Here is a 13,152-nt window from a genome sequence, read left to right as displayed (position 1 = left end):
GGTGGTTCTCCGTTTGTCAGGTTGAGTCAGATAATGCGGATTCCGTTTTCAGACGGCCTGCGGGGTTGAAATGTGTAACCCCGCAGGCTTCCCCCCAAGATTTATTTCACATTGCGCAAATAGTTCAACAATAAAGGAACAGGACGGCCGGTAGCGCCTTTTTCACCGCCGGATTTCCATGCGGTACCTGCGATGTCGAGGTGTGCCCATGGATAGTCTTCGGTGAAGTAAGACAGGAATGTTGCGGCAGTAATCGTGCCTGCACCCGGTGTGCCGATGTTTGGAATGTCGGCAAAGTTGGATTTGAGTTGGTCTTTGTAGGTTTCAAAGAGCGGCAGTTGCCATGCTTTGTCGTCCACATTGCGGGAAGCGGCCAGCAGGCTGTCGACCAAATCTTGATTGTTGCCCATCACGCCGCTGACGTCATGACCCAAGGCGATAATGCACGCGCCGGTCAGGGTGGCGACGTCGATAACGGCTTTGGGTTTGAATTGTTCGGCGTAAGTGAGCGCGTCGCACAAAATCAGACGGCCTTCGGCATCGGTGTTCAACACTTCGATGGTCAAGCCTTTCATGCTTTTCACGACGTCGCCCGGTTTGTTTGCCGCGCCGGAAGGCATGTTTTCGCAGGTGGCGACGACGGCGATGAGGTTGATCGGCAGTTGTAGTTTGACAGCGGCGCAGAAGGTGCTGATGACGGTTGCCGCGCCGCACATGTCGAACTTCATTTCGTCCATGTTCAGGCTGGGTTTGAGGGAAATGCCGCCGGTGTCGAAGGTAATGCCTTTGCCGACCAATACCACAGGTGCGGCTTCTTTGTCGGCCGCACCAAAATAGCTCAGTTCGACCAAATATGGATCTTCGACACTGCCTTTGGCGACAGACCAGAACGAACCCATGTTTTCTTTGATGTAGTCTTTTTCAATGATTTTAGCGTGTGCGCCCAATTTTTCGGCTTCGGCTTTGGCGGTACGCGCGAGGAATTCAGGCGTGCATTCGTTTGGTGCGGCATTGCCCAAGTCGCGGCAGAGGCTTTGTCCGTAAACTTGCGCTTCGGCAATGCGCAGGGCTTCTTTGACGGCGGCTTCGTGCGCGCTGTGGAACACGGCTTCTGCAAATTTGGCCGGTTTGGCTTCTTTTTTGTAGCGGTCGAAACGGTAGGCGGCATTGCCGAAAGCAATCGCAAACGCTTCGGCAATGGCTGCTGCTTGCGCTTCTTCAAAGGCGTGAACGTCCACATTGACCGTTTCTTGGTTTTGCGCCCATTTGGCGGCTTCGGCTGCGGCTTTGTTCAATGTGGCGCGGTCGGTTTTTTCGAGGCGGGCAACGGCAATGGCTTGCAAACCGTTGTCCGTCGGGATTTTGGTGTCGGCGAAATTTTGACCTTCTTCAAGGGAAGCGAAGAGGGCGAGGGCAGTCGGGTTGCTCAGTTGCGATGCGTCGGCGCAGACAAATAATTGCGCACCTGCCTGTTGAGCCTGCAAAGTTTCGGCTTTTGTGCTAAATTTCACGTTTATTCTCCTGATTGGAACGGTTGTCGGTTGTTCAGACGGCCTGTGACCAACCGTCCGAACAGATGAAAATCATTGTACTCCATTTGTGTCATGCCGTCTGAAGCCTTATTAATAAATATAGGTTTCCCATAAACCGTATACCACGCTCAATCTTATGATTTACCAAAGAAACTTTATTAAAGAACTTTCCTTTACCGCCGTCGGCATCTTTGTCGTCCTCTTGGCGGTATTGGTGTCCACGCAGGCCATCAACCTGCTTGGCCGCGCAGCCGACGGGCGTGTCGCCATCGATGCCGTGTTGGCCTTAGTCGGCTTCTGGGTAATCGGCATGACACCGCTTTTGCTGGTGTTGACCGCATTTATCAGTACGTTGACCGTATTGACCCGCTACTGGCGCGACAGTGAGATGTCGGTTTGGCTTTCCTGCGGATTGGCATTGAAACAATGGATACGCCCGGTCATGCAGTTTGCCGTGCCGTTTGCCATTTTGATTGCCGTCATGCAGCTTTGGGTGATGCCGTGGGCAGAGTTGCGCAGCCGCGAATATGCCGAAATCTTGAAGCAGAAGCAGGAATTGTCTTTGGTGGAAGCCGGCGAGTTTAATAGCTTGGGTAAGCGTAACGGCAGGGTTTATTTTGTCGAAACCTTCGATACCGAATCCGGCATCATGAAAAACCTGTTCCTGCGCGAGCAGGACAAAAACGGCAACGACAACATCGTTTTTGCCAAAGAGGGCAATTTTTCGCTGACCGACAACAAACGTACGCTTGAATTGCGCGACGGCTACCGTTACAGCGGTACGCCCGGCAAAGCCGATTACAACCGCGTTTCTTTCCAACACCTCAGCCTGATTATCAGCACTACGCCGAAACTCATCGACCCTGTATCACACCGCCGTACCATTCCGACAGCCCAACTGATTGGCAGCAGCAATCCCCAGCACCAAGCGGAATTGATGTGGCGTATTTCCTTGACCGTCAGCGTTTTGTTGCTGTGCCTGCTCGCCGTGCCGCTTTCCTATTTCAATCCGCGCAGCGGCCACACCTACAATATCTTGATTGCCATCGGTTTGTTTTTGGTTTACCAAAACGGGCTGACCTTCCTGCGTAACGCCGTGGAAGATGGCAAAATCCATTTTTGGCTCGGACTGCTGCCTATGCACATCATCATGTTTGTGATTGCCGTCGTCCTGCTGCGCGTGCGCAGTATGCCTAGCCAACCCTTCTGGCAGGCGGTTGCCAAAAGTCTGACATTGAAAGGCGGAAAATGAACCTGATTTCACGTTACATCATCCGTCAAATGGCGGTTATGGCGGTTTACGCCCTCCTTGCCTTCCTTGCTTTGTACAGCTTTTTTGAAATCATCAACGAAGTCGGCGATCTTGGAAAAGGCAGCTATAACGGCGCAAAATTGGGGCAGTATGTTTTAATGCAGATGCCTGCGCGCGCATATGAACTGATGCCGCTTGCCGTTTTGATCGGCGGCCTAATTTCTCTCAGCCAACTGGCTTCGGGCAGCGAGCTGACCGTTATCAAAGCCAGCGGCATGAGTACCAAAAAGCTGCTGTTGATTCTGTCGCAGTTCGGTTTGATTTTCGCCATTGCCACCGTTGCGCTTGGCGAATGGGTTGCACCCACGCTGAGCCAAAAAGCTGAAAACATCAAAGCTGCCGCCATCAACGGCAAAATCAGTACCGGCAATACCGGCCTTTGGCTGAAAGAAAAAAACAGCATTATCAACGTGCGCGAAATGCTGCCCGACCATACGCTTTTGGGCATTAAAATTTGGCAGCGTAATGATAAAAACGAACTGATCCAAGCGGCAGAAGCCGAATCAGCCGTTTTGAATCCTGACGGCAGCTGGCAGCTGAAAAATATCCGCCGCAGCATATTGGGCGAAGATAAAGTCGAGGTTTCTACTGCTGCCGAAGAAAACTGGCCGATTTCCGTCAAGCGCAACCTGATGGATGTATTGCTCGTCAAGCCCGATCAAATGTCTGTCGGCGAATTGACTACCTACATCGACCATCTGGAAAAAAACAACCAAAATACCCAAGTCTATGCCATCGCATGGTGGCGCAAGCTGGTGTATCCCGTAGCCGCATGGGTGATGGCGCTTGTTGCCTTCGCCTTTACGCCGCAAACCACGCGCCACGGCAATATGGGTTTGAAACTTTTCGGCGGTATCTGCCTCGGGTTGCTGTTCCACTTTGCCGGACGGCTCTTCGGTTTTACCAGCCAGTTGTACGGCGTGCCGCCGTTTTTGGCCGGTGCATTGCCGACGGTTTTGTTTGCACTGTTGGCGGTGTATCTGATACGTCGTCAGGAAAAAAGATAAGCAAAATAAACTTTAGGCCGTCTGAAAGGCAATCTTCAGACGGCCTGAGTATTTTGTGTGCAAAAAACAAAATGCTAAAGTAAAATAATACCTTTCCAAACCAATGCGGCTATTGAAAATGTCCCAAACCATCTGCTTGAATATGATTGTCAAAAACGAAGCGGCAATCATCGAAGAAACACTGGCCAACATCACCGACCACATCAAACTTGACTACTACGTCATCAGCGACACCGGTTCGACCGATGATACCGTCGGCGTGATCCGCCGCTTTTTCGATGCAAAGGGTATCGCGGGTGAGATTCATCATGATGGTTGGCAAAATTTTGCATACAACCGCAATCAGGCATTGAAACATGCAAAAGGCAAAACCGATTACGTGTTGATTTTTGATGCGGACGACCGCTTTGAAGGTAAATTGGAATTGCCCGAGCTGACCGCCGACCGTTACCGCCTCCGCATGAGAAATGCCATGGGCAGCGTGGTTTATTACCGTCCGCTGTTGTTGCGCAATGACGGCACATTCTACTGGCGCGGCGTGTTGCACGAGTTTATCGAAACCGACAAACAAGATACCAGCGAAGCCACACTTCATGGCGACTATACGGTTCTCAGCGGCCGTTTCGGCGCACGCAGCAATATGGCGAACAAATACCTGCTTGATGCGGTTTCGTTGGAAAAAGCGTTTTACAGTCCTGAAGATGAAGACCTGAAACCGCGTTACGCCTTTTACGCGGCGCGTTCTTATTGGGATTCTGATATGCCCGAGCGTGCGAGCGAATGGTTTAAAAAACGCATCGAGTTGGGCGGTTGGATCGAGGAAGTGACGGTTTCTTACCAACAGCTGGGCGAGTGCTACAAATTAATGGGCAAACGCGATGAAGCCTTGGCGACTTGGTTGGCAGGCTACGATTACAACCCGCGCCGTGCCGAGTGTCTCTACCTTGCGCAAACCATGCTGCGTCAGGAAGGGAAATACCGTATTTCCCATGCAATCGGCCTGATGGCGAAACGCATTCCGTTCCCGCAAGACGATATTCTTTTTGTCCAAAACAATGTTTATCAGTTGGACATCGACTATGAATTGTCGGTTACCGCTTATGCGGCCGGCGATTTGCGCCAAGGCTATGAGTCTTGCCGACACTTGCTCTTGCTGAATGTACGCGAGGCATTGACCACGGTGACCATGCAAAATATGTGGCTCTACCGCGAATACGCGCAAACCGAAACGCGCGAAGTATTGGAGCAGCTGGTGGCCGTAATGCAGCCTTATGCCGCGCAGGGCGGACGTTTGGCAGAAGTGACCGAATATTTCGCCGATATTTTGAAAAACCGTTAATCAGCACTTAGATCCCGCCGTCAGGCCGTCTGAAAGGAAATTTTTTGAGCAAGCGCAATCTGTTTTCCGTCGATAAATCTTTGGAAAAGCCCGAACGCGTCCTCTTGGTCGGCGTGATGCTGACGGCGGACTATTCCGGCGCGAACGAAACGCGCGAACGCGGCTTTCAGACGGCTTTGACCGAAGCGGCAGAATTGGTGAGCGCGGCCGGCGGTGATTTGGTTTCTATCGAAACTTCACGCCGCGACAAACCGCATCCGGCTTTGTTTGTCGGTACGGGCAAGGCGGAAGAGTTGGCGGCAGTGGTCAAGCAGCATGATGTCGGGCTGGTCGTGTTCAACCACGAACTCACGCCGACACAAGAGCGTAATCTGGAAAAAGAGCTTCAATGCCGCGTCCTCGACAGAGTGGGTTTGATTTTGGCGATTTTTGCCAAACGCGCCCAATCGCAGGAAGGTAAGTTGCAGGTGGAATTGGCCCAGTTGAACCATTTGAGCGGACGGCTGGTACGCGGTTATGGACATTTGCAAAGCCAGAAGGGTGGCATCGGCTTGAAAGGGCCGGGCGAAACCCAGCTGGAAACCGACCGCCGTTTAATCGGGCAAAAAATCACGGCATTGAAAAAACAGCTTGCCGATGTCCGCAAACAACGCGCCACGCGCCGCAAATCGCGCATGAGCGGCCGTCTGAAAACCTTTGCCATTGTCGGCTATACCAATGCCGGAAAATCTAGCCTGTTCAACCGCCTGACCAAAGCAGACGTATTGGCGAAAGACCAGTTGTTCGCCACTTTAGATACCACTGCGCGCCGGCTTTTCCTGTCGCACGAGGCGAGTGTGATTTTGACCGATACCGTCGGCTTCGTCCGCGATTTGCCGCACAAGCTGGTGTCGGCGTTTTCCGCTACTTTGGAAGAGACGGCGATGGCGGATGTGCTACTGCACGTCGTTGATGCGTCCAATCCCGATTTTGAACGGCAGATGGACGATGTCAACGAAGTCTTGGAAGAAATTGGCGCGCATGAGATTCCGCAATTAGTGGTGTACAACAAAATTGATTTACTGCCGTCGGGTATGCGTGAAGCCGGCATTTTGCGCGATAATTCCGGACAGGCGGTCGGCGTGAATATTTCCGTTGTCGAAAGTTTGGGCATGGACGGTTTGCGTGAAGCGATGATTGAATTGGCCGTACAGCCAAGTGCTTGATAGTATGGAATGAAACAAGGCCGTCTGAATGTTCAGACGGCCTTACCGTAAAATTCTAAATCTGAGGATTATGCCGACAGAGGGCTTTTCTTTTTGAACACGCTTTCGTAAAGCATCCAAGCGGCGAGGCTCAGGTATACGGTGCTGGACAAAATGCCGATAACGGCGAAGATAGGCATAAGGCGATCAATCATGGTGAGGTTTCCCAATAAGTTAGTTTTATAAGTAAATGTGTGTTTTTTGATTTCCGTCTTCGCGGAATGCCTAAAGTATGCTGCTTAAATGGATTGAGGTCAATAAAAAATGTATTAGGATTTTTAAAAAAGTTCCATTTTTACATTAAAATAATTGGAAGTTTTTAAAGATAAACGGTATTTATATGTTACCGTTCATCGTTTGATAAACGGTCAATACTTTGTTTTCCATATTTTTTACAAAGTCCGACAGCCTGTTAATTCAAAATTGAATGAAAAGAGGCGGAAAAACGCTTTTTGCTAAAATGTAACACCCTGAAACGATTGTTTCAGGCCGTCTGAAAAATAAATCGAACACATGATGACATCTCCCACACATCCTAAAAAAAACTGTTTCCATTGCGGACTTGAAGTCCCCGAGCATCTGCATCTGACGGTTCGTTTTGAAGACGAAGAACACGAAACCTGCTGCGCCGGCTGCCAAGCAGTGGCGCAGAGTATTATTGATGCCGGTTTGGGCAATTATTACAAACAGCGTACTGCCGACGCGGAAAAATCCGAATTGCCGCCGCCGGAAGTGTTGTCGCAATTAAAGCTGTACGATTTGCCCGAAGTACAGGCGGATTTTGTCGAGGTCGGCGCAGGGGATGAGCGCGAGGCGGTATTGATGCTGGGCGGCATTACCTGCGCCGCGTGTGTGTGGCTGATTGAGCAGCAGTTGTTGCGCATGAAGGGCGTAGTGCGCGTGGATTTGAATTACAGTACCCACCGCTGCCGCGTGGTGTGGGACAGCGCCCATATCGAATTGTCGGATATTTTGCTGAAAATCCGCCAAACCGGTTATACCGCCGCGCCTTATGATGCGCAAAAAATCGAAGTGCAGGCGCAGAAAGAGCGCAAGCAGTTTATCGTCAGATTGGCCGTAGCCGGCTTGGGTATGATGCAGACGATGATGTTTGCCCTGCCGACTTATTTTTACGGCGGCGACATCGAGCCGCTTTATTTGGAAATCCTGCATTGGGGCGGCTTTTTGATGGTGTTGCCCGTTGTGTTTTACAGCGCGTTGCCGTTTTACCGCGGCGCATGGCGCGACTGGAAAAACCGCCGTGTCGGCATGGATACGCCGATTGCCATTGCCATTGTGATGACCTTTATTGCGGGTATTTACAGCTTGGCCACCAACGCAGGGCAGGGCATGTATTTTGAATCCATCGCCATGCTGCTGTTTTTCCTATTGGGTGGGCGTTTTATGGAACAGATTGCCCGACGCAAAGCAGGCGATGCTGCGGAGCGGTTGGTCAAACTGGTTCCGGCATTCTGCCACCGTTTGCCGGCTTATCCGGAAAGCGAAGCCATCGAGGAAGCCGCGGTCGTCCGCCTCAATATCGGTGATACGATTGTTGTGAAACCCGGCGAAGTCATTCCGGTGGACGGTACGGTTTTATCCGGTGAGAGCGAAGTTAACGAAGCCATGTTGACCGGCGAAAGCCTGCCCATCGTGAAAAGGCCGTCTGAAAAAGTAACCGCCGGCACGCTCAACACCAGCAGCCCTTTAATCATCCGCACCGACCATACCGGCGGCAACACGCGCCTGTCCCATATCGTCAAACTGCTCGACCGCGCGCTGGCGCAAAAACCGCGTGCCGCCGAGTTGGCCGAGAAATACGCGTCCAGTTTTGTATTTGGCGAACTCTTGCTTGCGATTCCTGTTTTTATCGGCTGGGCTTGGTATGCAGATGCACACACCGCCTTATGGATTACCGTTGCCCTGCTGGTCATTACCTGTCCGTGTGCCTTGTCGCTTGCCACGCCGACCGCGCTGGCCGCTTCTACCGGTGCGCTTGCCAAAGACGGCATTCTCATCAGCGGCAAACAAAGCCTGGAAACGCTTGCCCAAATTGACGATGTCGTGTTCGATAAAACCGGTACGCTGACCAAAGGGCAGCTTTCCGTCAGCCGTATGTTGTCAGCAGGCCGTCTGGACGAAGTCCAAGCCCTTGCTATCGCCCAGGCATTGGAACAGCAATCCGAGCACCCCATCGCCCGTGCCATTTTGAACCATACGCTTTCAGACGGCCCTGTATCCGCGCTTGATGTGAAAGTGAAGCAACGGGTCAACCGTATTGGGTACGGTGTCAGCGCGCAAATTGAATTTGATGGCGAAACCCAAGTTTGGGCTTTGGGCAAAGCGGCGTTTGTTTCGGAAATTGCCGGTAATCTGCCTGAAACATTTGCCCATATCGACCACACAGGCGGCATTATTTTCTTGGGCAATCAAAGCGGTTTTCAGACGGCCTTTTTATTGGAAGACCAAATCAAAGACAGCGCCGCTGAAATGTTGCAAAACCTGAAACAGCACGGCATCCGTCTGCACCTTTTAAGCGGCGACCGTCAAGCTGCCGTAGCCCAAGTCGCGCAAGAGCTGGGATTGGATGCCTATCGTGCCGAAGCCACGCCGGAAGACAAGCTGGCTTATGTGGAAAATCTGCAAAAACAAGGACGTAAAGTCATGATGATTGGCGACGGGATTAACGATGCCCCCGTCCTTGCCCAAGCCGACGTATCGGCCGCCGTGGCCACGAGTGCCGATGTGGCGCGAGACGGGGCCGATGTGGTTTTGCTCAATGATGATTTGAACGTTTTGCCCGTGATGATGGAACAGGCACGCCGTACCCATCAAATCATCCGCCAAAACCTGACTTGGGCGAGCGCATACAATCTGGTTGCTGTTCCGCTGGCCGTGTTTGGTTACGTTACCCCGTGGATCGCCGCACTCGGTATGAGTTTCAGCTCGCTGCTGGTGTTGGGCAATGCCTTGAGATTGTTGAAAACCAAAAAGGCCGTCTGAAAACGGCAAATCCATTGCTCAAACGAAAGAATACGCCATGCCTAAAGCCACTTTTTATACACACGTTGCCCAGCCGGCCGCCTTTGCCTGCCGCCTGATTGCGCGCGCCATATGCGATGGCGGGCAGATTTTGGTGTGGTCGGATTCTGCTGCGGCAGTGCAGCAACTAGATGTTGATTTGTGGCAGCAGATTCCCGAAAGTTTTATTCCGCATGAAGTCTGGCTTCCTACCGACCCCATGCCGTCTGAAACGCCGGTATTGCTTGCGTTTGGAAACGCATTGCCGAATATTCCGCAGGATCGCACGGTTTTAAACCTGTCTGCCGATTTCTGGAGTCAAGCCCAGGTCATTCCAAACCGTATCCTTGAAATTGTCGGCAACAGCTTAGAAGATTTGGCCGAAGCCAGAGACCGTTTCCGAGCGTATCGTCAGAGTGGATTCGAGATTGAGCATTTTTCGAGAGAAGGGAAGGATTGAGCGTTGGAGATATTCAAGGCCGTCTGAATATAAACAAAGGGACATTTTGATGATGTCCCTTTCTGCTATTTATTGGAAACAATAGGCTTATTGGGAATATTTCTTGCCTAAGGCTGTGGCAGCCTTTTCTACTTCTTGATTGGCTGCACGCAGGGTTTCTTGCAATTTTTGAGATTTGTCTTGGAAATCTTTGGCAAATTTGAGCGAATCTTTATCTTTGCCATCGATAGTCAACTCAGAAGAATACTTACCTGCATAAATCATCAGGTTGTTGGCAGCACTGCTGACTTGCAGTGTACGATCCATAACTGCTTTGATTTCAGGATCTTTGATATCGAGAGCAGCTGCGCTCTGATGGAATTGTTCCAGTGCGGCTGTCAGTTTGTTCATCTGCTCCAAAGCTTCTTTTTCTTTACCTTGGCTGGCCAGTTGTTGCAATTCTTGTCCTATTTTGCCGATGTTTTGTGCTTCTTCACCAGTGGTGAAATGAATGAATTTTTGTAATTCGGCAAGACCGTCCGGGGATTTTTTATCGGAAATGACGATAGGTTCGGCCAGTTTAGGATCTGCTTCAGGGAATTCGCTCAGGGCTTTTTCGTATTTGTTGGCCGGGCTTGATTCGCTTTGGGCAACTTGTTCTGCCGGTTTGTCGCTGCTGCCTTTATTACCGGAGTCGCCGCAGGCTGCCAGCAGGGAAGCGGTCAAGATTAGCATACCGAATTTGTTTAATACGTTCATATTAGGATTCCTTCTTAAGTTAGGAGAAAATTGGGGGAAATTTGTTTTTATTGATGAGCATAGATAATTGTTTGTACTTTTGTTCTATTTTATTACAGATTTGTTTATTTTTCTCAAATTAGGTTAAGTGGTATGTTTTTGGAATTAAACGGCGAAGGTGGATGGTTGTAAAATATTGAACATATAATGAAATTAACAAGGGTAATAATAAGCTAGGCTACACTGTTTTGAGCTAAAGTAGATTTTTTTTATTAAGATGTTGTTGATTTATGTAATGGAAATAAAAAAAGCCATCTGAAACAATAAAGTTTCAGACGGCCTTTTTGACTGGTTGGAATTAGTTGCCTAAGTCGAATGCTTTATGCAGAACGCGGGTGGCCAGTTCCATGTATTTTTCGTCAATCAGGACGGATACTTTGATTTCGGAAGTTGAAATCATTTGGATGTTGATGCCTTCTTCTGCGAGGGTGCGGAAGATTTTGGCGGCCACGCCGACGTGTGAACGCATGCCCAAGCCGACGGCGGAGACTTTGCATACGGTGTCGTCGCCATCGATGCAGGCGGCGCCGATGCTGTCTTGGCGTTGTTGCAGGAGTTCGATGGTTTGTTTGTAGTCTCCACGTGGAACGGTGAAGGAGAAGTCTGTTGTGCCTTCGCTACCGACATTTTGGATGATCATGTCGACTTCGATGTTGGCATCGGCAACTGCGCCGAGGATTTGGTAGGCAACGCCGGGTTTGTCGGGTACGCCGCGTACGTTGATGCGGGCTTGGTTTTTGTCGAATGCGATACCGGTTACGGCTGCTCTTTCCATGTTGTCGTCCTCTTCAAAGGTAATCAGGGTGCCGTTGCCACCATTTTGCAGGCTGCTGAGTACGCGCAGGCGCACTTTGTATTTTCCGGCGAATTCTACGGAGCGGATTTGTAAAACTTTTGAGCCGAGGCTGGCCAATTCGATCATTTCTTCGAATGTGATCGTGTCCATGCGGCGTGCTTCGGGTACGACGCGCGGGTCGGTGGTGTAAACGCCGTCCACGTCGGTGTAAATTTGGCATTCGTCGGCTTTGAGGGCTGCGGCGATGGCAACGGCAGAGGTGTCCGAACCGCCGCGGCCGAGGGTTGAGATATTGCCTTCGCTGCTGATGCCTTGGAAACCGGCTACGATAACGACTTTGCCCTCGGCGAGATCGGCACGCATTTTTTCGTCATCGATGCTTTCGATGCGGGCTTTGGTGTGGGAAGTGTCGGTTTTGAGGGCAACCTGCCAGCCGGTGTAGCTTTTGGCGTCAACGCCGATGTCTTTCAGGGCCATGGCCAGCAGGCCGATGGTTACTTGTTCGCCGGTGGCAAGGACGACGTCCAGCTCGCGCGGATCGGGATGTTCTTGCATTTCGTGCGCCAGGGCGACCAGTCGGTTGGTTTCGCCGCTCATGGCGGATACGACGACTACGATGTCGTGTCCTTCGGCGCGGGCTTTGGCGACACGTTTGGCTACGTTTTTGATGCGTTCGGGCGAGCCTACTGATGTGCCGCCGTATTTATGTACGATTAACGCCATGTTTCGTGCTTTCTTGTGGGGTTTGTCGGGCAGCTTGGTTTGCTGGAAAAAGGGTTATTATTACTATTTTTTACATGAAATTCAAGGATGGGACGCGCTTTTTTGAGTAAATGCGCATAAATGGACGGGGTTAAAAAAGGCCGTCTGAAATCTTTCAGACGGCCTTGCTGCTTATCGGGACAAAAGGGCGGCTTTTTGGTGTTGGACCAATTCGGCAATGCCTTTATGCGCGAGGGCAATGAGTTTGCCCAATTCTTCGATGCTGAACGGTGCGCCTTCGGCCGTACCTTGGATTTCGATGATTTTGCCGGATGCGGTCATGATAATGTTGACGTCGCTGTCGCAGCCTGAGTCTTCGGGATAGTCCAAGTCCAAAAGCGGTACGCCGCCCACCACGCCGGCGGAAACGGCGGCAACGGCTTCGCGGATGGGGTTTTCGCTGATGAGGCCGTCTGAAAGGAGTTTGTCCACGGCGATTTGCAGGGCAACGTAGGCGCCGGTAATGGAGGCGGTACGCGTGCCGCCGTCGGCTTGGATGACGTCGCAGTCAATCAGGATTTGGCGTTCGCCGAGTTTTTCCATATCGACGACGGCACGCAGGGAGCGGCCGATCAGGCGTTGGATTTCTTGTGTGCGGCCGGACTGTTTGCCTGCGGCGGCCTCGCGGCGCATACGGGAGGCAGTGGAAGCAGGCAGCATACCGTATTCGGCCGTTACCCAGCCTTGCTCTTTACCGCGCAGGAACGGTGGGACATTTTCGTCGATGGAGGCGGTGCAAATCACTTTGGTGTTGCCGCACTCGATGAGGCAGGAGCCGTCGGCGTGGGGAAGAAAGTTTGGGGTAATTTTGATGTTGCGCAGGCTGTCGGCGGCGCGGCCGGTGCGTGTGTAGTCGCTCATGATGGTCCTTTGGGGAAATAAAAAACAGGTTGCCTTGAATT

Annotated in this window: 11 protein-coding genes; 6 read left to right on the top strand and 5 right to left on the bottom strand. The window is 51.4% G+C overall.

Annotated features, from left to right (window positions below; translation table 11 throughout):
* Nucleotides 1-101: 101 nt before the first annotated feature.
* Entirely contained in the window at nucleotides 102-1,511 is a 1,410-nt protein-coding gene (locus tag O3681_RS05185) for a leucyl aminopeptidase (protein ID WP_371459439.1), read from the bottom strand.
* 157 nt (nucleotides 1,512-1,668) lie between these two features.
* On the opposite strand from O3681_RS05185, the gene lptF reads away from it, so the two are divergent.
* From lptF to hflX, 4 genes are all read left to right on the top strand, one after another.
* Entirely contained in the window at nucleotides 1,669-2,784 is a 1,116-nt protein-coding gene (gene lptF, locus O3681_RS05180; protein WP_004519285.1) for an LPS export ABC transporter permease LptF, read from the top strand.
* The gene (gene lptG / locus O3681_RS05175) at nucleotides 2,781-3,851 is read left to right on the top strand and encodes an LPS export ABC transporter permease LptG (RefSeq protein ID WP_063075941.1); all 1,071 of its coding nucleotides are present in this window, start codon (nucleotides 2,781-2,783) and stop codon (nucleotides 3,849-3,851) included. Before lptF ends, lptG begins: the two co-directional genes overlap by 4 nt.
* A 118-nt stretch (nucleotides 3,852-3,969) precedes the next feature.
* Nucleotides 3,970-5,190 carry a glycosyltransferase gene (locus O3681_RS05170; protein WP_371459438.1) on the top strand — a complete coding sequence of 407 codons (1,221 nt, stop codon included), beginning with the start codon at nucleotides 3,970-3,972 and terminating at the stop codon, nucleotides 5,188-5,190.
* A gap of 44 nt (nucleotides 5,191-5,234) precedes the next feature.
* Nucleotides 5,235-6,395, top strand: coding sequence for a GTPase HflX (gene hflX, locus O3681_RS05165; RefSeq protein WP_371459437.1), 1,161 nt, complete (start codon nucleotides 5,235-5,237; stop codon nucleotides 6,393-6,395).
* Nucleotides 6,396-6,463: 68 nt separating this feature from the next.
* Here hflX and O3681_RS05160 read toward each other — a convergent pair whose 3' ends face one another.
* The gene (locus tag O3681_RS05160) at nucleotides 6,464-6,589 is read right to left on the bottom strand and encodes a hypothetical protein (RefSeq protein WP_003678791.1); all 126 of its coding nucleotides are present in this window, start codon (nucleotides 6,587-6,589) and stop codon (nucleotides 6,464-6,466) included.
* Between the two features lie 361 nt (nucleotides 6,590-6,950).
* Between O3681_RS05160 and O3681_RS05155 the strand changes: the two genes are divergently transcribed.
* Entirely contained in the window at nucleotides 6,951-9,437 is a 2,487-nt protein-coding gene (locus O3681_RS05155; protein WP_371459484.1) for a heavy metal translocating P-type ATPase, read from the top strand.
* Nucleotides 9,438-9,474: 37 nt separating this feature from the next.
* On the top strand, nucleotides 9,475-9,915 hold the full coding sequence (locus tag O3681_RS05150) for a DNA polymerase III subunit chi (protein ID WP_371459436.1): 441 nt from the start codon (nucleotides 9,475-9,477) through the stop codon (nucleotides 9,913-9,915).
* 87 nt (nucleotides 9,916-10,002) lie between these two features.
* On the opposite strand, the gene O3681_RS05145 is transcribed toward O3681_RS05150, so the two are convergent.
* The 3 genes from O3681_RS05145 to rph form a co-directional block, all read right to left on the bottom strand.
* Nucleotides 10,003-10,653: a hypothetical protein gene (locus tag O3681_RS05145; protein ID WP_371459435.1), complete on the bottom strand. Its 651-nt coding sequence runs from the start codon at nucleotides 10,651-10,653 to the stop codon at nucleotides 10,003-10,005.
* Nucleotides 10,654-10,990: 337 nt separating this feature from the next.
* The gene (locus tag O3681_RS05140) at nucleotides 10,991-12,211 is read right to left on the bottom strand and encodes an aspartate kinase (protein ID WP_371459434.1); all 1,221 of its coding nucleotides are present in this window, start codon (nucleotides 12,209-12,211) and stop codon (nucleotides 10,991-10,993) included.
* A 171-nt stretch (nucleotides 12,212-12,382) separates the two neighbouring features.
* Nucleotides 12,383-13,111 (bottom strand): ribonuclease PH, encoded by a 729-nt coding sequence (rph, locus tag O3681_RS05135; protein ID WP_003745651.1) that lies wholly within the window; start codon nucleotides 13,109-13,111, stop codon nucleotides 12,383-12,385.
* Nucleotides 13,112-13,152: the final 41 nt, after the last annotated feature.

It is taken from the genome of Neisseria sp. 27098_8_158 (assembly GCF_041433145.1).
Lineage (GTDB): Bacteria > Pseudomonadota > Gammaproteobacteria > Burkholderiales > Neisseriaceae > Neisseria > Neisseria subflava_E.
Note: the sequence above shows the minus strand (reverse complement) of the source record. Positions and strands in the feature narration are given on the sequence as shown.